Origin of the sequence: Paraburkholderia sacchari (assembly GCF_000785435.2) — a bacterium.
GTDB classification, from domain to species: domain Bacteria; phylum Pseudomonadota; class Gammaproteobacteria; order Burkholderiales; family Burkholderiaceae; genus Paraburkholderia; species Paraburkholderia sacchari.
This window is the reverse complement of record NZ_JTDB02000001.1, coordinates 42,760-55,817: the sequence shown is the minus strand read 5'-3', so window position 1 is coordinate 55,817 and position 13,058 is coordinate 42,760. Positions and strand designations below refer to the sequence as shown.

The following is a 13,058-nucleotide window of genomic DNA, read 5'->3' as shown; positions in this document are numbered from 1 at the left end:
ATGCCCCGCATGCGCTTTTCACGCCGCTCGCTCGCGCGTGCGTGGCTTGCTCTTCGGGCCGAACGCATGTTCTTCGATCACGCGCGCGAGCGTGGCGAACGCCGGCGCGATATTCTCTTGCGCCACGCACGCATAACCTGTTAGCAATCCTTTGCGCTGCTGCTTGCCCAGGTAATACGACGCCAGCGGCCGCACGATCACTCCTGCTTCATACGAAGCCGCGGTTACCACGCGGTCGTCGCAATGATCGGGCAGGCCCAGCACGAAGTGCAGGCCCGCTTCGTCGCCCATGACGGGCAGCGCGTCGCCGAAGCGTTGCGTTACGGCATCGATCAGCAGTTGCCGCCGCTCGCCGTAGAGCGTGCGCATGCGGCGCACGTGCGAGGTGAGATAGCCGTCCATGATGAATTCGGCGAGCACGGCTTGCTGGATCAGCTGGCCTTCGCGATAGAGTTCGGACACCCCGGTGCGGAACACATCCACGAGCCGCTCGGGCACGACCATATAGCCCATGCGCAACCCCGGGAACAGCAGCTTGCCGAGGCTGCCCACGTAGATCACGCGGTCCGAGTCGTCGAGCCCCTGCAGCGAGGCGAGCGGACGGCTGCCGTAGCGGAACTCGCTGTCGTAGTCGTCCTCGATGATCCACACCTTGTGCTGGCGCGCGTATTCGAGCAGCGTGCGGCGGCGCGCGAGGCTCATCACCATGCCGAGCGGGTACTGGTGCGAGGGCGTGACGAGCGCGATGCGCGGCGGATGGCGCAGGTCCGATTCGCGCGGATTGAGCCCTTCGTTATCCACAGGAATCGGCGCGAGCTTGATGCCCGAGGCTTGCAGCACGCTGCGCGCGCCCCAGTAGCACGGCTCCTCCACCCAGGCGCGGTCGCCGATGTCGGCGAGCAGGCGCACTGCGAGATCAATCGACTGATGAATGCCGGTCGTGATGATGATCTGGTCGGGCGAGCAGCGCACCGAGCGCGCCACGCGCAAATAGTCGGAGAGCGCGCGGCGCAGGGGCCGATAGCCGCCGCCCGGCGCGTAGGTGAGAAGCTCGGGGTTCACCGATTTCCAGAGCCGCGATTGCAGGCGGCTCCAGGTGCGCGAGGGAAACTCGGCCACGTCCGGCACGCCGGGCATGAACGCGCCCCATTGCCGGGCCGAGACGCCGGCCTCGTCGATCAGACGCTGCCCGCGCATCGACATGTCGCCGCGCGGGTTGGGCTCGGGCACGGCGCGGGTCGTTGCGTCCGGGCGCGCGCCCACGGCGGCCGAGTCGGGGCGCGTGTCCGCGACATAGGTGCCGCTGCCGGTGCTCGAAAGCACGTAGCCTTCGGCGCTTAGCTGGTCGTAGACGTGCAGCACCGTATTGCGCGCGATGCCGAGGTCGCCCGCGAGCAGGCGCGAACTGGGCAGCTTCGTGCCGGGCGCCAGCTGGCCGGTCAGGATGGCCTGCTGCATCAGTTGCAGCAACTGGCGGTAGACTGGCTCCGCCGAGGCCTTGTCGAGTTGGGCTGCGAGCCAGTCGGACAGAATGACCATGGCAAAGTGGTTCCATCGATAATAATGAAATGGCTCCATTCAATAGAGCCGTGAGCGTCTATAGTAATCCAACGTCAGATTCGGCTAATTTTTTTCTGTGTGAGAATAAATTGAGCCGCGCCGGAAGTGCTGAAGCATGAACTCCGGTCGATATAGGAGACAAGGACGATGAAGACATCGGAGGCGATCGTCAGCTTTCGCGGCGTGCGCAAGACGTACGACGGCGAGACGCTGGTGGTCAAGCAACTCGATCTGGACATTTACCACGGCGAGTTTTTGACGCTGCTCGGGCCGTCCGGCTCCGGCAAAACCACCTGCCTGATGATGCTGGCGGGCTTCGAATTTCCCACTGGCGGCGAGATCCGCCTCGAAGGCAAGCTGCTCAACAACGTGCCGCCGCACAAGCGCGACATCGGCATGGTGTTTCAGAACTACGCGCTGTTTCCGCACATGACCGTCGAGCAGAACGTGGCGTATCCGCTCGGCGTGCGCAAGGTGCCCACGGCCGAGCGCGCCGCGCGCGTGAACGACGCGCTCAAGATGGTGCGCATGGAAGGCTTCGCCAAGCGCTATCCGGCCCAGCTCTCGGGCGGCCAGCAGCAGCGCATCGCGCTTGCCCGCGCACTGGTGTTTCAGCCGAAGCTCGTGCTCATGGACGAGCCGCTCGGCGCGCTCGACAAGCAACTTCGCGAACATATGCAGTACGAACTGAAATCGCTGCACGAAAAGCTCGGCGTCACGTTCGTCTACGTCACGCACGACCAGGGCGAGGCGCTCACGATGTCCGACCGCGTGGCGGTGTTCGACAAGGGCATCGTGCAGCAGCTCGATACCGTGGACCGCCTCTACGAATCGCCGTGCAACGAGTTCGTGGCGAACTTCATCGGCGACAGCAACCGGCTGCGCGGCAAGATCGCCGCGGTGGACGGCGAATTCTGCGAAATCCATCTCGCCGACGGCACGCGCCTGAAAGGCCGCAATGTCGCGGGCGCGCAGGCGGGCGCGGACGCAGTCGCGTGCATCCGGCCCGAGCGCATGAAGCTCGCGTCCCACGCTGGCGTCAACGGTGCGAACGCGCTCGCGGGCGAGGCGCGCAGCCTGATCTATTTCGGCGACCACGTGCGCATGCGCTGCGGCCTGCCTCATCAGGACGAGTGCTTCGTGAAGGTGCCGCTCGGCACCGAGGCGCTTGAAGCCTTCGCGCCCGGCCAGCCGGTCGCGCTCGAGTTCGCGCCGGAGCATTTGCGCATCTTCGCGTGATGCACTGAAGCACTGAAGCACCCACCGTAGCGCCGAAACGCGCGAGAACAAACCATCAGGAGAAGGGGACTACACCATGAAGCAAATCGGCAATTTGCGCGTTGCAGCGGCGGCGGCCGCGTTCGCACTCTCGTGTGGCGCGGCGCATGCCGCGGAACTCACGGTCGTGAACTTCGGCGGCGCGAACGGCGACGCACAGAAGGCGGCCTTCAACGGGCCATTCCAGACTGAGACCGGCAACAAGGTCACGGTGGTCGAGTACAACGGCGAGCAGGCCAAGGTCAAGGCCATGGTCGAAGCAAAGCACGTGAACTGGGACGTGGTTGAAGTGGAGACCGGCGACATCGCGCGCGGCTGCGACGAAGGCCTCTACGAGAAGCTCGACTGGTCGAAGCTCGGCAACAAGGCCGATTATCTGAAGGCGGCGGTGCAGCCGTGCGGCGCAGGCTTTTTCGTGTGGTCCACGGCGCTCGCCTATAACGCCGACAAGCTGAAGACGGCGCCCGCAAGCTGGGCCGACTTCTGGGACGTGAAGAAATTCCCGGGCAAGCGCGGCATGCGCAAGGGCGCGCGCTACAACATGGAATTCGCGCTGATGGCCGACGGCGTTGCGCCGCAGGACGTCTACAAGGTGCTCGCGACGAAGGCCGGCCAGGACCGCGCGTTCAAGAAGCTCGATGAGCTCAAGCCCAATATCCAGTGGTGGGAAGCGGGCGCGCAGCCGCCGCAGTTCCTCGTGGCGGGCGACGTGGTGATGTCGACGGCCTATAACGGCCGCATCGACGCTGCGCAGCGCGAAGGCAAGAACCTCAAGGTCGTGTGGAACGGCAGCATCTACGACCTCGATTACTGGGCGATTCCGAAGGGCTCGCCGAACAAGGCGCAGGCCATGCAGTACATCGCGTACACGCTTTCGTCGAAGCCGCAGCAGGACTACGCGAAGCACATCGCCTACGGCCCGGTGAACGCAGCGGCAATCAAGGCGCTCGACGAGAAGACGCTCGAAAACCTGCCGAATTCGCCGAAGAACGGCAAGACCGCGATCCAGGAGAACCTCACGTTCTGGACCGATCACGGCGACGAGCTCGAGCAGCGCTTCGGCTCGTGGGCCGCGAAGTAAGCCGCGACGATGCGATAACGGAGGAAGGCCGCATGCGCCGTCCCTTGCACGGGGCGGCACATGCGGTATGGCGCCTCGGAGCGAGTGCTTCCGGGGCGACCGCAGGAGACTGAGTTGACATCCATGACAACCGCGAAACATGCAGCCGAAAATCGAGGCAACAGCGCAAGCAGCAGCGCAGCAGACGCAAGCGAGCCGGTTGCGCGCCTGAAGCGCGAACTGCGCCTCGCGCAGGCCAAAAAGCGCACGATGGCGCTCTTGCTGATTGCGCCGCTGGCGATCTTTTTGCTGCTGATTTTCGTCGTGCCGATCGCGGCGCTGCTCACGCGCGCCGTACAGAATCCCGAGGTGGCGACCGCGCTGCCGCATACCGTTGCGGCGCTGAGCGGCTGGGACCGCAAGAGCGCACCGCCCGACGCGGCCTATGCGGCACTCGCGCAAGACCTCACGGCCGTGCAGGACGGCGACGCCATGGGCGCGCTCGCACGCCGCCTGAACGTGGAGATCGCGGGTTACCGCTCGCTCGTGGCGAAGACGGCACGAGCGATGCCGCTCGCCGACGACGACGGCCATCCGCTCAAGCTGACGCCCGCGCAAACGCGCGCCAAAATCGTCGAGCTCGACGACCGCTGGAGCGACGTGACGTACTGGCAGGCCATCGCGAAGAACAGTGGCCGCTACTCGCCGTTTTATCTGCTCGCCTCGCTCGATCACAAGCAGGACGCGTTCGGCAGCATCGTTTCCGCCGAACCCGACCAGCAGATCTATCTCGCAGTGTTCGGCCGCACCTTCGTGATCAGCGTGTTCGTGACGCTGTTCACGCTAGCGCTCGGCTATCCGCTCGCGTACTGGATTTCGACGCTGCCGGAGCGCCGCGCCAATCTCGTGATGATCCTTGTGCTGATTCCGTTCTGGACGTCGATTCTCGTGCGCGTGGCCGCGTGGATCGTCATTCTTCAGAGCGAAGGACTGGTCAACAAGGCGCTGATCGGCACGGGCATCATTTCCACGCCGCTCACGCTGCTCTTCAATCGCGTCGGTGTGTACATCTCCATGACGCACATTCTGCTGCCGTTCATGGTGCTGCCGCTCTATAGCGTGATGAAGTCGATCCCGCCGACTTACCAGCGCGCGGCCGTCTCGCTCGGCAGCCATCCGTTCGCGGCATTCTGGCGCGTGTACGTGCCGCAGACGTATCCGGGCATCGGCGCGGGCGTGCTGCTCGTCTTCATCCTCTCGATCGGCTACTACATCACGCCCGCGCTGCTCGGCGGCCCCGCCGACCAGATGGTGAGCTACTACGTGGCGTACTTCACGAACGTGTCGATCAACTGGGGCATGGCATGCTCGCTCGGCGCGCTCCTGCTCGCGGCGACCACCGTGCTGTACTTCGTCTACGGGCGCTTCACGCGCACGCAACTGAGCCTCGGCTAACGGAGGCCATCGACATGAAATTCGCCAAACCTCTGTTTGCGCCGCATACCTCGGCCATCGAACGCGTGTGGTACTTCACGCTGCGCGGGCTCGCCGTGCTCACGTTGCTCTATCTGATCCTGCCCGTGCTTGCGATCGTGCCGCTGTCGTTTTCGTCGAGCACATTTCTGGTCTACCCGATTCCGGGCTGGTCGTTGCGCTGGTATCAGAACCTCGTGATGTCCGACGAGTGGCGCATGGCCGCGAAGAACAGCTTCATTGTCGGGCCGGCGGCGACGCTGGTGGCGACGGTGCTCGGCACGCTTGCGGCCATCGGCATCACGAAGGCGGACTTTCGCGGCAAGGCAGTGCTGATGGCCGTGCTCATCTCGCCGATGATCGTGCCCGTGGTGGTGGTGGGCGTGGGCATGTATTTGTTCTTCGCACCGCTCGGTCTCGCCAATACCTATCTGGGCCTGATTCTCGCGCATGCGTCGCTGGGCGTGCCGTTCGTGGTGACCACGGTAGCGGCCACGTTGCAGGGCTTCAACTACAACCTCGTGCGCGCGAGTCTCTCGCTCGGCGCGAATCCGGTCGCGACGTTCTTCCGCATCACGCTGCCCGTGATCGCGCCCGGCGTGATTTCGGGCGCGCTGTTCGCGTTCGCGACGTCATTCGACGAGGTGGTGGTGACGCTGTTCCTTGCGGGCGCCGATCAGACGACGCTGCCGCGCCAGATGTTCACGGGCATTCGCGAGAACATCAGCCCGACGATCGCTGCGCTCGCAACGATATTGATCGTGTTCTCGACCAGCCTGTTGCTGGCGCTCGAATGGCTGCGCGGCAGGAATGCGGCGCGCGCGGTGAAGGTTTGAAATGCAAGGCGGCGCTAGCGCGCCGCCGCTTCATCGGGCAGCGCCGCGCCGCCCAATGCCTGATAGAGCGCTGCGGTATCCGTGAGCCGCGTGGCCTGCGCACGCGTGCGGTCGAGCGCGGTTTGCAGCGCCTGGCGTTGCGCATCGATCAGATCGAACTCGCTCACACCGCCCGCGGCATAGCGATCGTGGGCGATGGCGGCGCTGGCCTGCGCTTCGTGCGCGGCGTCGTCGCGGGTCTGCAATTCCAGCGCGTCGTCCTGCAATGCGTGCAGCGTATCGGCGACTTGCTGGAGCGCTTGCAGCACTGTCTGCTTGTAATCAGCAAACGCGGCCTCATACGCGGCTTCTGACGCGCGCCGCTTCGCGCGCAACTCGCCGCCATGAAAGATCGGCTGCGTGAGGCCTAGCCCCACGTTCCAGATGTTGAGTCCCGTTATCACGTCCTCGATGCGCGTGCGCTCAGAGCCTATGCCCGCCGAGATCGAGATCTGCGGAAACAGATTGGCCGTCGCCACGCCCACGTTTGCGCTCGCCTGATGCAGTAAAGCTTCGGACGCGCGAATGTCGGGGCGCTCGCGCGCGAGCGTGGATGGCAACGTGAGCGCGAGCGTATCGGGCAGCGGCAACGCGTCGAGCGTGAGCGCGTCGAGTTGCGGCGCAAAGGCCGAACTCGATGGCTCCACGCCCAGCAGGATCGCGAGCAGATGATCGGTCTGGGCCAATTGCGTGGTGAGCGGCGCGAGCGTGGCGCGCGTTTGCGCGAGCAGCGTGCGCTGGCTATGCACGTCGAGCCGCGCGACGCCGCCTGCCGCGAGCCGTGCCTCCATGATCGACAATTGCCGCGTTTGCGCGGCAATCAATCGTTGCGTGAGGTCGATCTCACTACGCAGCGCGGCCCGGCGGATTGCCGTGGCGACCACGTTGCCGGCCACGGTAAGCTGTGCCGCTTCAAGTTCGTATTCCTGATAATTGACTTGTGCGAGCGTGGCTTCGAGCGCGCGGCGGTTCGCCCCGAACAGGTCGAACACATACGAGACGCTGACCGAGGCGTTGTAAAGCGTAAACGGCGCCGGATTCGGCACTTGGGTGATGCCGAAGGCGGCCAGGTCGATCTTCTGGCGCGTGCCGGAGAGCTTCAGGTCGACGGACGGAAAGAGCACCGCGCCCGCTTGCGCGTTGTAGTTCTCGCGCGCCTGGACGAGCTTCGCGCGCGCGGAATCGAGTGTCGGGCTGGCGTGCAGCGCTTCGTCCACGAGACTGTCGAGCGCGGGGTTGCCGAATTGCTTCCACCAGGCGCGCGGCGCATGTTCGGTTGCTGCGAAAGTTTGCGCGGCGCCGCCGGGTCCGGAAGCGCTGGCCGTGCCGGCGGGCAGCGGCGTGCGCGTGTAGTCGGGCCCCTGCGGTGCGGCGGGCGAGTGAAAGTCCGGGCCGACGGTGCAGCCCGCGAGCGCTGTAGCCAACAGCAGTGACAAGAGTGGCGACAAGAGCGTTGACGTATGGCGTTTCATCATCGCGCCCCTAGTCCAGCGTGCGCCGGTAGAAGCGCACCGCGATCGTCATCACGACGGCCGCGAACACGGCGAGCGGCCACACGGAAGGCCACAAGTCGGCCCAGCCGTTGCCTTTGAGCAGGATGCCGCGCACGAGCCGGTTGAAGTAGGTGAGCGGCAGCAGGTTGCCGATCCATTGCGCCCAGCGCGGCATGCCCGCGAACGGAAACATGAAGCCCGAAAGCAGCAGGTTCGGCAGGAAGTAGAACACGGCGAGCTGCATGGACTGCAACTGGTTCTGCGCGAGCGACGAGAGCGTGATGCCCACCGTGAGATTCGCGGCGATGAACAGCAGCGCCGAAAGATAGAGCGCCACGAGTCCGCCTTCGAACGGCACGTCGAATACGAAGCGCGCAGCGACCACGATGATGGTCGCCTGCACGAGGCCAATCGCCACGTACGGGACGATCTTGCCCGTCATGACCTCGATGGGCAGCACGGGCATCGCGAGCAGGTTTTCCATCGTGCCCCGTTCGCGTTCGCGCGTGATGGCGAGCCCGGTCATCATCACCATCGTCAGCGTGAGGATCACGCCCATGAGGCCCGGCACGACGTTGTACTGCGTGATGCCCTCGGGGTTGTAGAGGCGATGGATCTGCACGTCGAAGGCGGCGGGCGCGCCGTTCAGGTGCGCGAGCGGGCCGGTCAGGTCTTTGGCGGCCACGGGGGCGATGAGACCGGGCAGCGCGGCCAGCGCGGTGGTGATGGCGGTGGGATCGGTGGCGTCCGCTTCCACCAGCAGCGAGGGCCGCTCGCCGCGCAGCAAGCGCCGCGAAAAGTCCACGGGAATGCTCAGCACGAACTGCACGTTGCCGCGCGCGAGCGCGTGCCGCGCAGAGGCCTCGTCGGGCAGCGTCTCGATCACGTCGAAGTAGGCCGAATTCTTCATGCCCGCCACGAAGCTGCGCGAGAAAGGGCTGTCTTCGGCCACGACGATGGCGGTGGGCAGGTGCTTCGGATCGGTGTTGATCGCGTAGCCGAACAGCGTGAGCTGCATGATCGGCAAGCCGACGATCATCGCGAAGGTCACGCGGTCGCGCTTGAGCTGCAGGAACTCCTTGAGCACGATGCTCCACCAGCGCGACACGGAAAACCCGAGGTTCAGCTTCAGCATCAGGCCTTGCCCCCGTAGTTGTCGCGTGTCTGGCTCATCAGATGGATGAAGACGTCCTCGAGTCCCGTGTCTATTCGTTGCGCGTGCAACGATGAGTCGGCGGCCACGCGTTCGACCGAGGTCGCGAGCGCCGCGTGGTCGCGGCCACTCGCGTGCAGCACGGAGCCGAATACCACCGTTTGATCGACGCCCGGCATGGCGCGCAATTGGGTGGAGAGCGCGGTGAGCTGATCGCCGTGAATCGCCCATGTTTCGAGGTCTTGTGCGGCGATTACTTCGGCGGCCGTGCCTTGCGCGAGCAGCTTGCCCCACGCGATGTAGGCGAGCTTGTGGCAGCGCTCGGCTTCGTCCATGTAGTGCGTGCTCACGAGCACGGAGATGCCGCGCGCGGCGAGCCGGTGCAGCTCTTCCCAGAAGTCGCGCCGCGCATTGGGATCGACGCCCGCCGTGGGTTCGTCGAGCAGCAGCAGCCGCGGTTCGTGCAGCATGCAGGCGGCCAGCGCGAGACGCTGCTTCCAGCCGCCCGAGAGCGCGCCCGTGAGCTGGTTCGCGCGGCTTTCGAGGCCCAGCGATTCGAGCGCGCGGTCGACGCATTCGCGCCGCCGCGGCATGCGGTAGATGCGCGCGACAAAGTCGAGATTCTCGCGGATCGTCAGATCGTCCCAGTACGAGAAGCGCTGCGTCATGTAGCCCACGCGCCGCTTGATCTCTTCGCTCTCGCGCACGATGTCGTAGCCGAGGCAGGTGCCCGAGCCCGAATCGGGCGTGAGCAGGCCGCACATGAGGCGGATCGAGGTGGTCTTGCCGCTGCCGTTGGGCCCGAGAAAGCCGAAGATCTCGCCGGGCGCGACGCGCAGCGAGACGTCGTTGACCACGTGCTTGTCGCCGAAATGCTTGTTGAGATTGCGCACGTCGATGGCGTAGCGCGGCTCGTTGCCCGTGTCGGCGCCCGTTGCGCGGGTTGTGCTCATTGCAGCCGCACCTCCACCGGCTGACCCGGATGGAGCTTCGCGGCGTCTTGCATGACCGGATGCGCCTCGACCATGAACACGAGCTTCGCGCGTTGCTCGTTGCTGTAGATGACGGGCGGCGTGTACTCGGCGGCGTTCGAGACCCAGGTGATGGTGGCGGGCACTTCGGCCGCGCAGCCGTCGCAATGCACGAGAATCTTGCGCCCCGGCGCGAGCGATCCCACCACGGTTTCGGGCACGAAAAAGCGCAGCTTGACGTTTTGCGGCGGCAGCATCTGCACGACCGGGCTGCCGGCCTGCACCCATTCCCCAACGCGATAAAGCGTGTCGTAGACCAGCCCCGCAGCCGGCGCGGCCACGCGCTTCTGATCGAGCTTCCACTGCGCCTGGGTGAGCGTGGCCTGCGCCGCCTCGACATCGGCGGCCTGCGCCGCGATCTGCGCCACGCGCCCGGGCAGGTTCGCGACGCGCACCTGATTCTGCAACTCGCGCACCTGCGCGGCGCTCGATGCGGCCTGCGCGCGCGAGTCATCGAGCTGCGCCTGCGAGATGCCGCCTGCGCGCCACTGCGCCTCGTCGCGCGCGAGCTGGAGCGCCGCCTTGCGCGCGGTGGCCTCGGACTGCGCGAGCTGCGCTTCGGTCACGCGCACCTCGGGCGGACGCTTGCCGGTTTGCAGGTCGTCGAGCTGGGCCTGCGCGGCGGCGAGACGGTGGCGCGCTTCGTCGCGCGCGGCGGTTTCGTCGACGGCTTCGAGCGCGAACACGGGCGCCGAGGCAGCGACGGTCTGGCCGCGCTGCACGCCGAGCTTCGCGAGCGTGCCCGATTGCGACGACGCGAGATAGACGTATTCGCCTTCGACGTAGCCTTGCCAGACCGGCGCTTCGTGGCGCGAGCATGCGCCGAGCGCGGCGAGGCCAACGAAGCACGCGAGGGTCGCGCGCAGTGGCAGGGCGTTGCGGCGCTTGGCGGCGCGTGAACGTTCAATCGGCCCGCTCATGACGCACTCCCGGTGGCATTTTTAGGCGCACCCACAGCCGCACCCACAGCCGCATCCACAGCCGCATCCACAGCCGCATCCACAGCCGCACCCGCAGGCCCGCTCGCGGGCACCCGCATGGCGCCTGCAAGCAACGCGGTGACATGGCGGCGCAGCGCCTCGCGCTCGACCTTCGGCAGGCCGCGCGTGCTTTGCCAGAGCCTCGAGGTCGCGAGCGGCAGCATGACGAGCGCGAGGATCGACATGAACAGCAGCGGCGCTTCCAGCGCCGGGTTCACGGTGCCCTCGCGCTGCGCGGAACCGATATGCATGACGAATCGTTGCAGTTGTTCGATGGGCAGGCGCTTGAGCATGCGCTCGCGCAGCAGGCCGCCTTCGTTGACGATTTCGCGCAGCCATAGCGGCGGCAGCCACGGCAAGCGTTCGGTGACTTCGAAGAGCCTGGCGACGAGTTCCTGCACGAGCGCGTGCGGGTCGGCGGCGACTTCGCTGTCCGCGCTGCCCCACACATAAGCGATGGAGCGCGCGATGCGCTCTTCGACCACGGCGTCGAGCAGTTTTTCGCGATTGGTGAAGTAGTAGTGGACCATGGCCGACGTGACGCCCGCCGCGGCAGCGATTTGCGCCATGGTCGTGGCGGCGATGCCCTGTTCGGCGAAGAGCTGCGTTGCGCAGGCCAGCAGCCGCTCGCGCACGTCGAGATCGGCGTCGGCGCGGCGACGCCCGCGGGGCTTGCGGGTTTCGGCCGCGACAGGCGAAGGAGGCGAGGCGGGCATAACGCGATGTGGATTCATTGATCCAGTCTAATTCACGCGTTAGTTAGATTCAAATACGTGCGACGCCGATTAACGATTGTCAGCCGGTCGGCGTCCTTTCAGACCTTTCCTATACACAAAGGCGGGGTGGTCGTTCAGGCTGTCATTCTCGTGCCGAAAGGTGCATCCGATCACGCCTCTAAATATGGAAGAAAAAATGAAGCGCATCGTGGTTATCGACGATCACCCCATCGTTCTCAAGATGCTTGCAAACGTTTTGCATGCCGAATATGAACTGGTGGGCGAATGCAGCGATGGGGAAGAAGGGTTGCGCATCGTGCAGGAATTGCAGCCCGATCTCGTCATCCTCGATCTCGAATTGCCAAAGCTGGACGGGCTGTCGGTCATTCGCGCCATTCGCGCACGGCAATCCGCCACGCGCGTTCTGGTGCTTTCCGCGAAGCCCGAGCAGGTGATGGCGAATCACACGCGCATCGCGGGCGCGAACGGTTACGTGAGCAAGAGCCGTGGCGTGGAAGAGTTGTGCGGCGTGGTGAAGGCGGTGCTGCTCGGGTACGACTGCTTCCCGGCGGGCAGTTGTGGCGGCGGCCGCGACGTGGCGCTCAACGGGCTCTCGCCGCGCGAAGTGGAAGTGCTGCAATATCTCGCGCGCGGCATGAGCAACAAGGGCGTGGCGGCGCGGCTCGGGCTTTCCGACAAGACGGTCAGCACCTACAAGACGCGCGTGCTCGACAAGCTCGGTGTTTCGTCACTGGCGGCGCTGATCGAATTCGCCACCTTGAACAAGCTTATCGATTGAAGCCGGCGTAAAAAAGCCCCAGCCGCGAACGGCCGGGGGAATGAGAATACACCATGCGCTCCGGGGAACGAAACGCTCCATAACGTTACCTTCCTGCTGCGTGCGAAGCAACGAGCGCACTTTACGCATCGTTACTGCCGCCAGGCTTTCGGCACAATTCCGAATAATTTAATTCGCATATCGAATTAACGCGCAAGGAATGTAGCGAGGAGCGGAGGTGCGGTTCCGCGTCGATCAAATCAGTAGCGCGGTGGCGGGGGCGGGCGATGTTCGTCGTAACGCATGTCGTGACGGTCGCCGTGCCAGCCCGGAGGGCCCGGATCGTGCGGATGATGATGCATCCACTCGTCACGTTCCCAATAGCGGTGGCCGTCCCAGTAACGGTTATCGTGCCAGCCGATCGACACGTGTACGTCCACCGGCACCATACGTGGTTCGCCATAGTGCGGCGCGTATTGGGCAAAGGCGCTCGATGCGCCCATCAGTGCACCGCCTGCGAGCAGCGCGGCGGCGAGAATGCGGGCGGGGGTTTTCCGGCTTGTCGTATTCATTGCATTCCTCCTCTTCGGGTACGTCGTCATGCACACATTGCGTTGCATTCGACGTGAAACCCAGCTTATCGGGGACAAGGCGATGAATA

12 protein-coding genes are annotated in these 13,058 nt (G+C 65.2%); 5 read left to right on the top strand and 7 right to left on the bottom strand.

Going from position 1 to position 13,058, the window contains the following annotated elements; all coding sequences use genetic code 11:
- Positions 1-18 precede the first annotated feature (18 nt).
- Complete coding sequence (pdxR, locus tag NH14_RS00220) at positions 19-1,539, bottom strand: MocR-like pyridoxine biosynthesis transcription factor PdxR (protein ID WP_052148270.1); 1,521 nt, start codon at positions 1,537-1,539, stop codon at positions 19-21.
- A gap of 168 nt (positions 1,540-1,707) precedes the next feature.
- Here pdxR and NH14_RS00215 point away from each other — a divergent pair, with 168 nt between their 5' ends.
- From NH14_RS00215 to NH14_RS00200, 4 genes are all read left to right on the top strand, one after another.
- The gene (locus tag NH14_RS00215) at positions 1,708-2,799 is read left to right on the top strand and encodes an ABC transporter ATP-binding protein (RefSeq protein ID WP_035530193.1); all 1,092 of its coding nucleotides are present in this window, start codon (positions 1,708-1,710) and stop codon (positions 2,797-2,799) included.
- A gap of 76 nt (positions 2,800-2,875) precedes the next feature.
- Positions 2,876-3,919, top strand: a complete 1,044-nt coding sequence (locus tag NH14_RS00210; RefSeq protein WP_035530196.1) for an ABC transporter substrate-binding protein — start codon at positions 2,876-2,878, stop codon at positions 3,917-3,919.
- A 123-nt stretch (positions 3,920-4,042) separates the two neighbouring features.
- Positions 4,043-5,353: an ABC transporter permease gene (locus NH14_RS00205; protein ID WP_052148271.1), complete on the top strand. Its 1,311-nt coding sequence runs from the start codon at positions 4,043-4,045 to the stop codon at positions 5,351-5,353.
- Positions 5,354-5,367: 14 nt separating this feature from the next.
- Positions 5,368-6,207 carry an ABC transporter permease gene (locus NH14_RS00200; RefSeq protein WP_035530199.1) on the top strand — a complete coding sequence of 280 codons (840 nt, stop codon included), beginning with the start codon at positions 5,368-5,370 and terminating at the stop codon, positions 6,205-6,207.
- 14 nt (positions 6,208-6,221) lie between these two features.
- Here NH14_RS00200 and NH14_RS00195 read toward each other — a convergent pair whose 3' ends face one another.
- The 5 genes from NH14_RS00195 to NH14_RS00175 are packed head-to-tail and all read right to left on the bottom strand — an operon-like array spanning position 6,222 to position 11,637.
- Positions 6,222-7,718: an efflux transporter outer membrane subunit gene (locus NH14_RS00195; protein ID WP_176329266.1), complete on the bottom strand. Its 1,497-nt coding sequence runs from the start codon at positions 7,716-7,718 to the stop codon at positions 6,222-6,224.
- 10 nt (positions 7,719-7,728) lie between these two features.
- Complete coding sequence (locus tag NH14_RS00190) at positions 7,729-8,874, bottom strand: ABC transporter permease (RefSeq protein WP_176329259.1); 1,146 nt, start codon at positions 8,872-8,874, stop codon at positions 7,729-7,731.
- The gene (locus NH14_RS00185; protein WP_035530201.1) at positions 8,874-9,845 is read right to left on the bottom strand and encodes an ABC transporter ATP-binding protein; all 972 of its coding nucleotides are present in this window, start codon (positions 9,843-9,845) and stop codon (positions 8,874-8,876) included. The genes NH14_RS00190 and NH14_RS00185 overlap by 1 nt, the downstream gene beginning before the upstream one ends.
- Positions 9,842-10,843, bottom strand: coding sequence for an HlyD family secretion protein (locus NH14_RS00180; RefSeq protein WP_084225745.1), 1,002 nt, complete (start codon positions 10,841-10,843; stop codon positions 9,842-9,844). Before NH14_RS00180 ends, NH14_RS00185 begins: the two co-directional genes overlap by 4 nt.
- The gene (locus NH14_RS00175) at positions 10,840-11,637 is read right to left on the bottom strand and encodes a TetR/AcrR family transcriptional regulator (protein WP_084225747.1); all 798 of its coding nucleotides are present in this window, start codon (positions 11,635-11,637) and stop codon (positions 10,840-10,842) included. Before NH14_RS00175 ends, NH14_RS00180 begins: the two co-directional genes overlap by 4 nt.
- 178 nt (positions 11,638-11,815) lie before the next feature.
- On the opposite strand from NH14_RS00175, the gene NH14_RS00170 reads away from it, so the two are divergent.
- Positions 11,816-12,418, top strand: a complete 603-nt coding sequence (locus NH14_RS00170) for a response regulator transcription factor (protein WP_035530203.1) — start codon at positions 11,816-11,818, stop codon at positions 12,416-12,418.
- A 239-nt stretch (positions 12,419-12,657) separates the two neighbouring features.
- Here NH14_RS00170 and NH14_RS00165 read toward each other — a convergent pair whose 3' ends face one another.
- Positions 12,658-12,969: a hypothetical protein gene (locus NH14_RS00165; RefSeq protein WP_035530206.1), complete on the bottom strand. Its 312-nt coding sequence runs from the start codon at positions 12,967-12,969 to the stop codon at positions 12,658-12,660.
- Positions 12,970-13,058 lie beyond the last annotated feature (89 nt).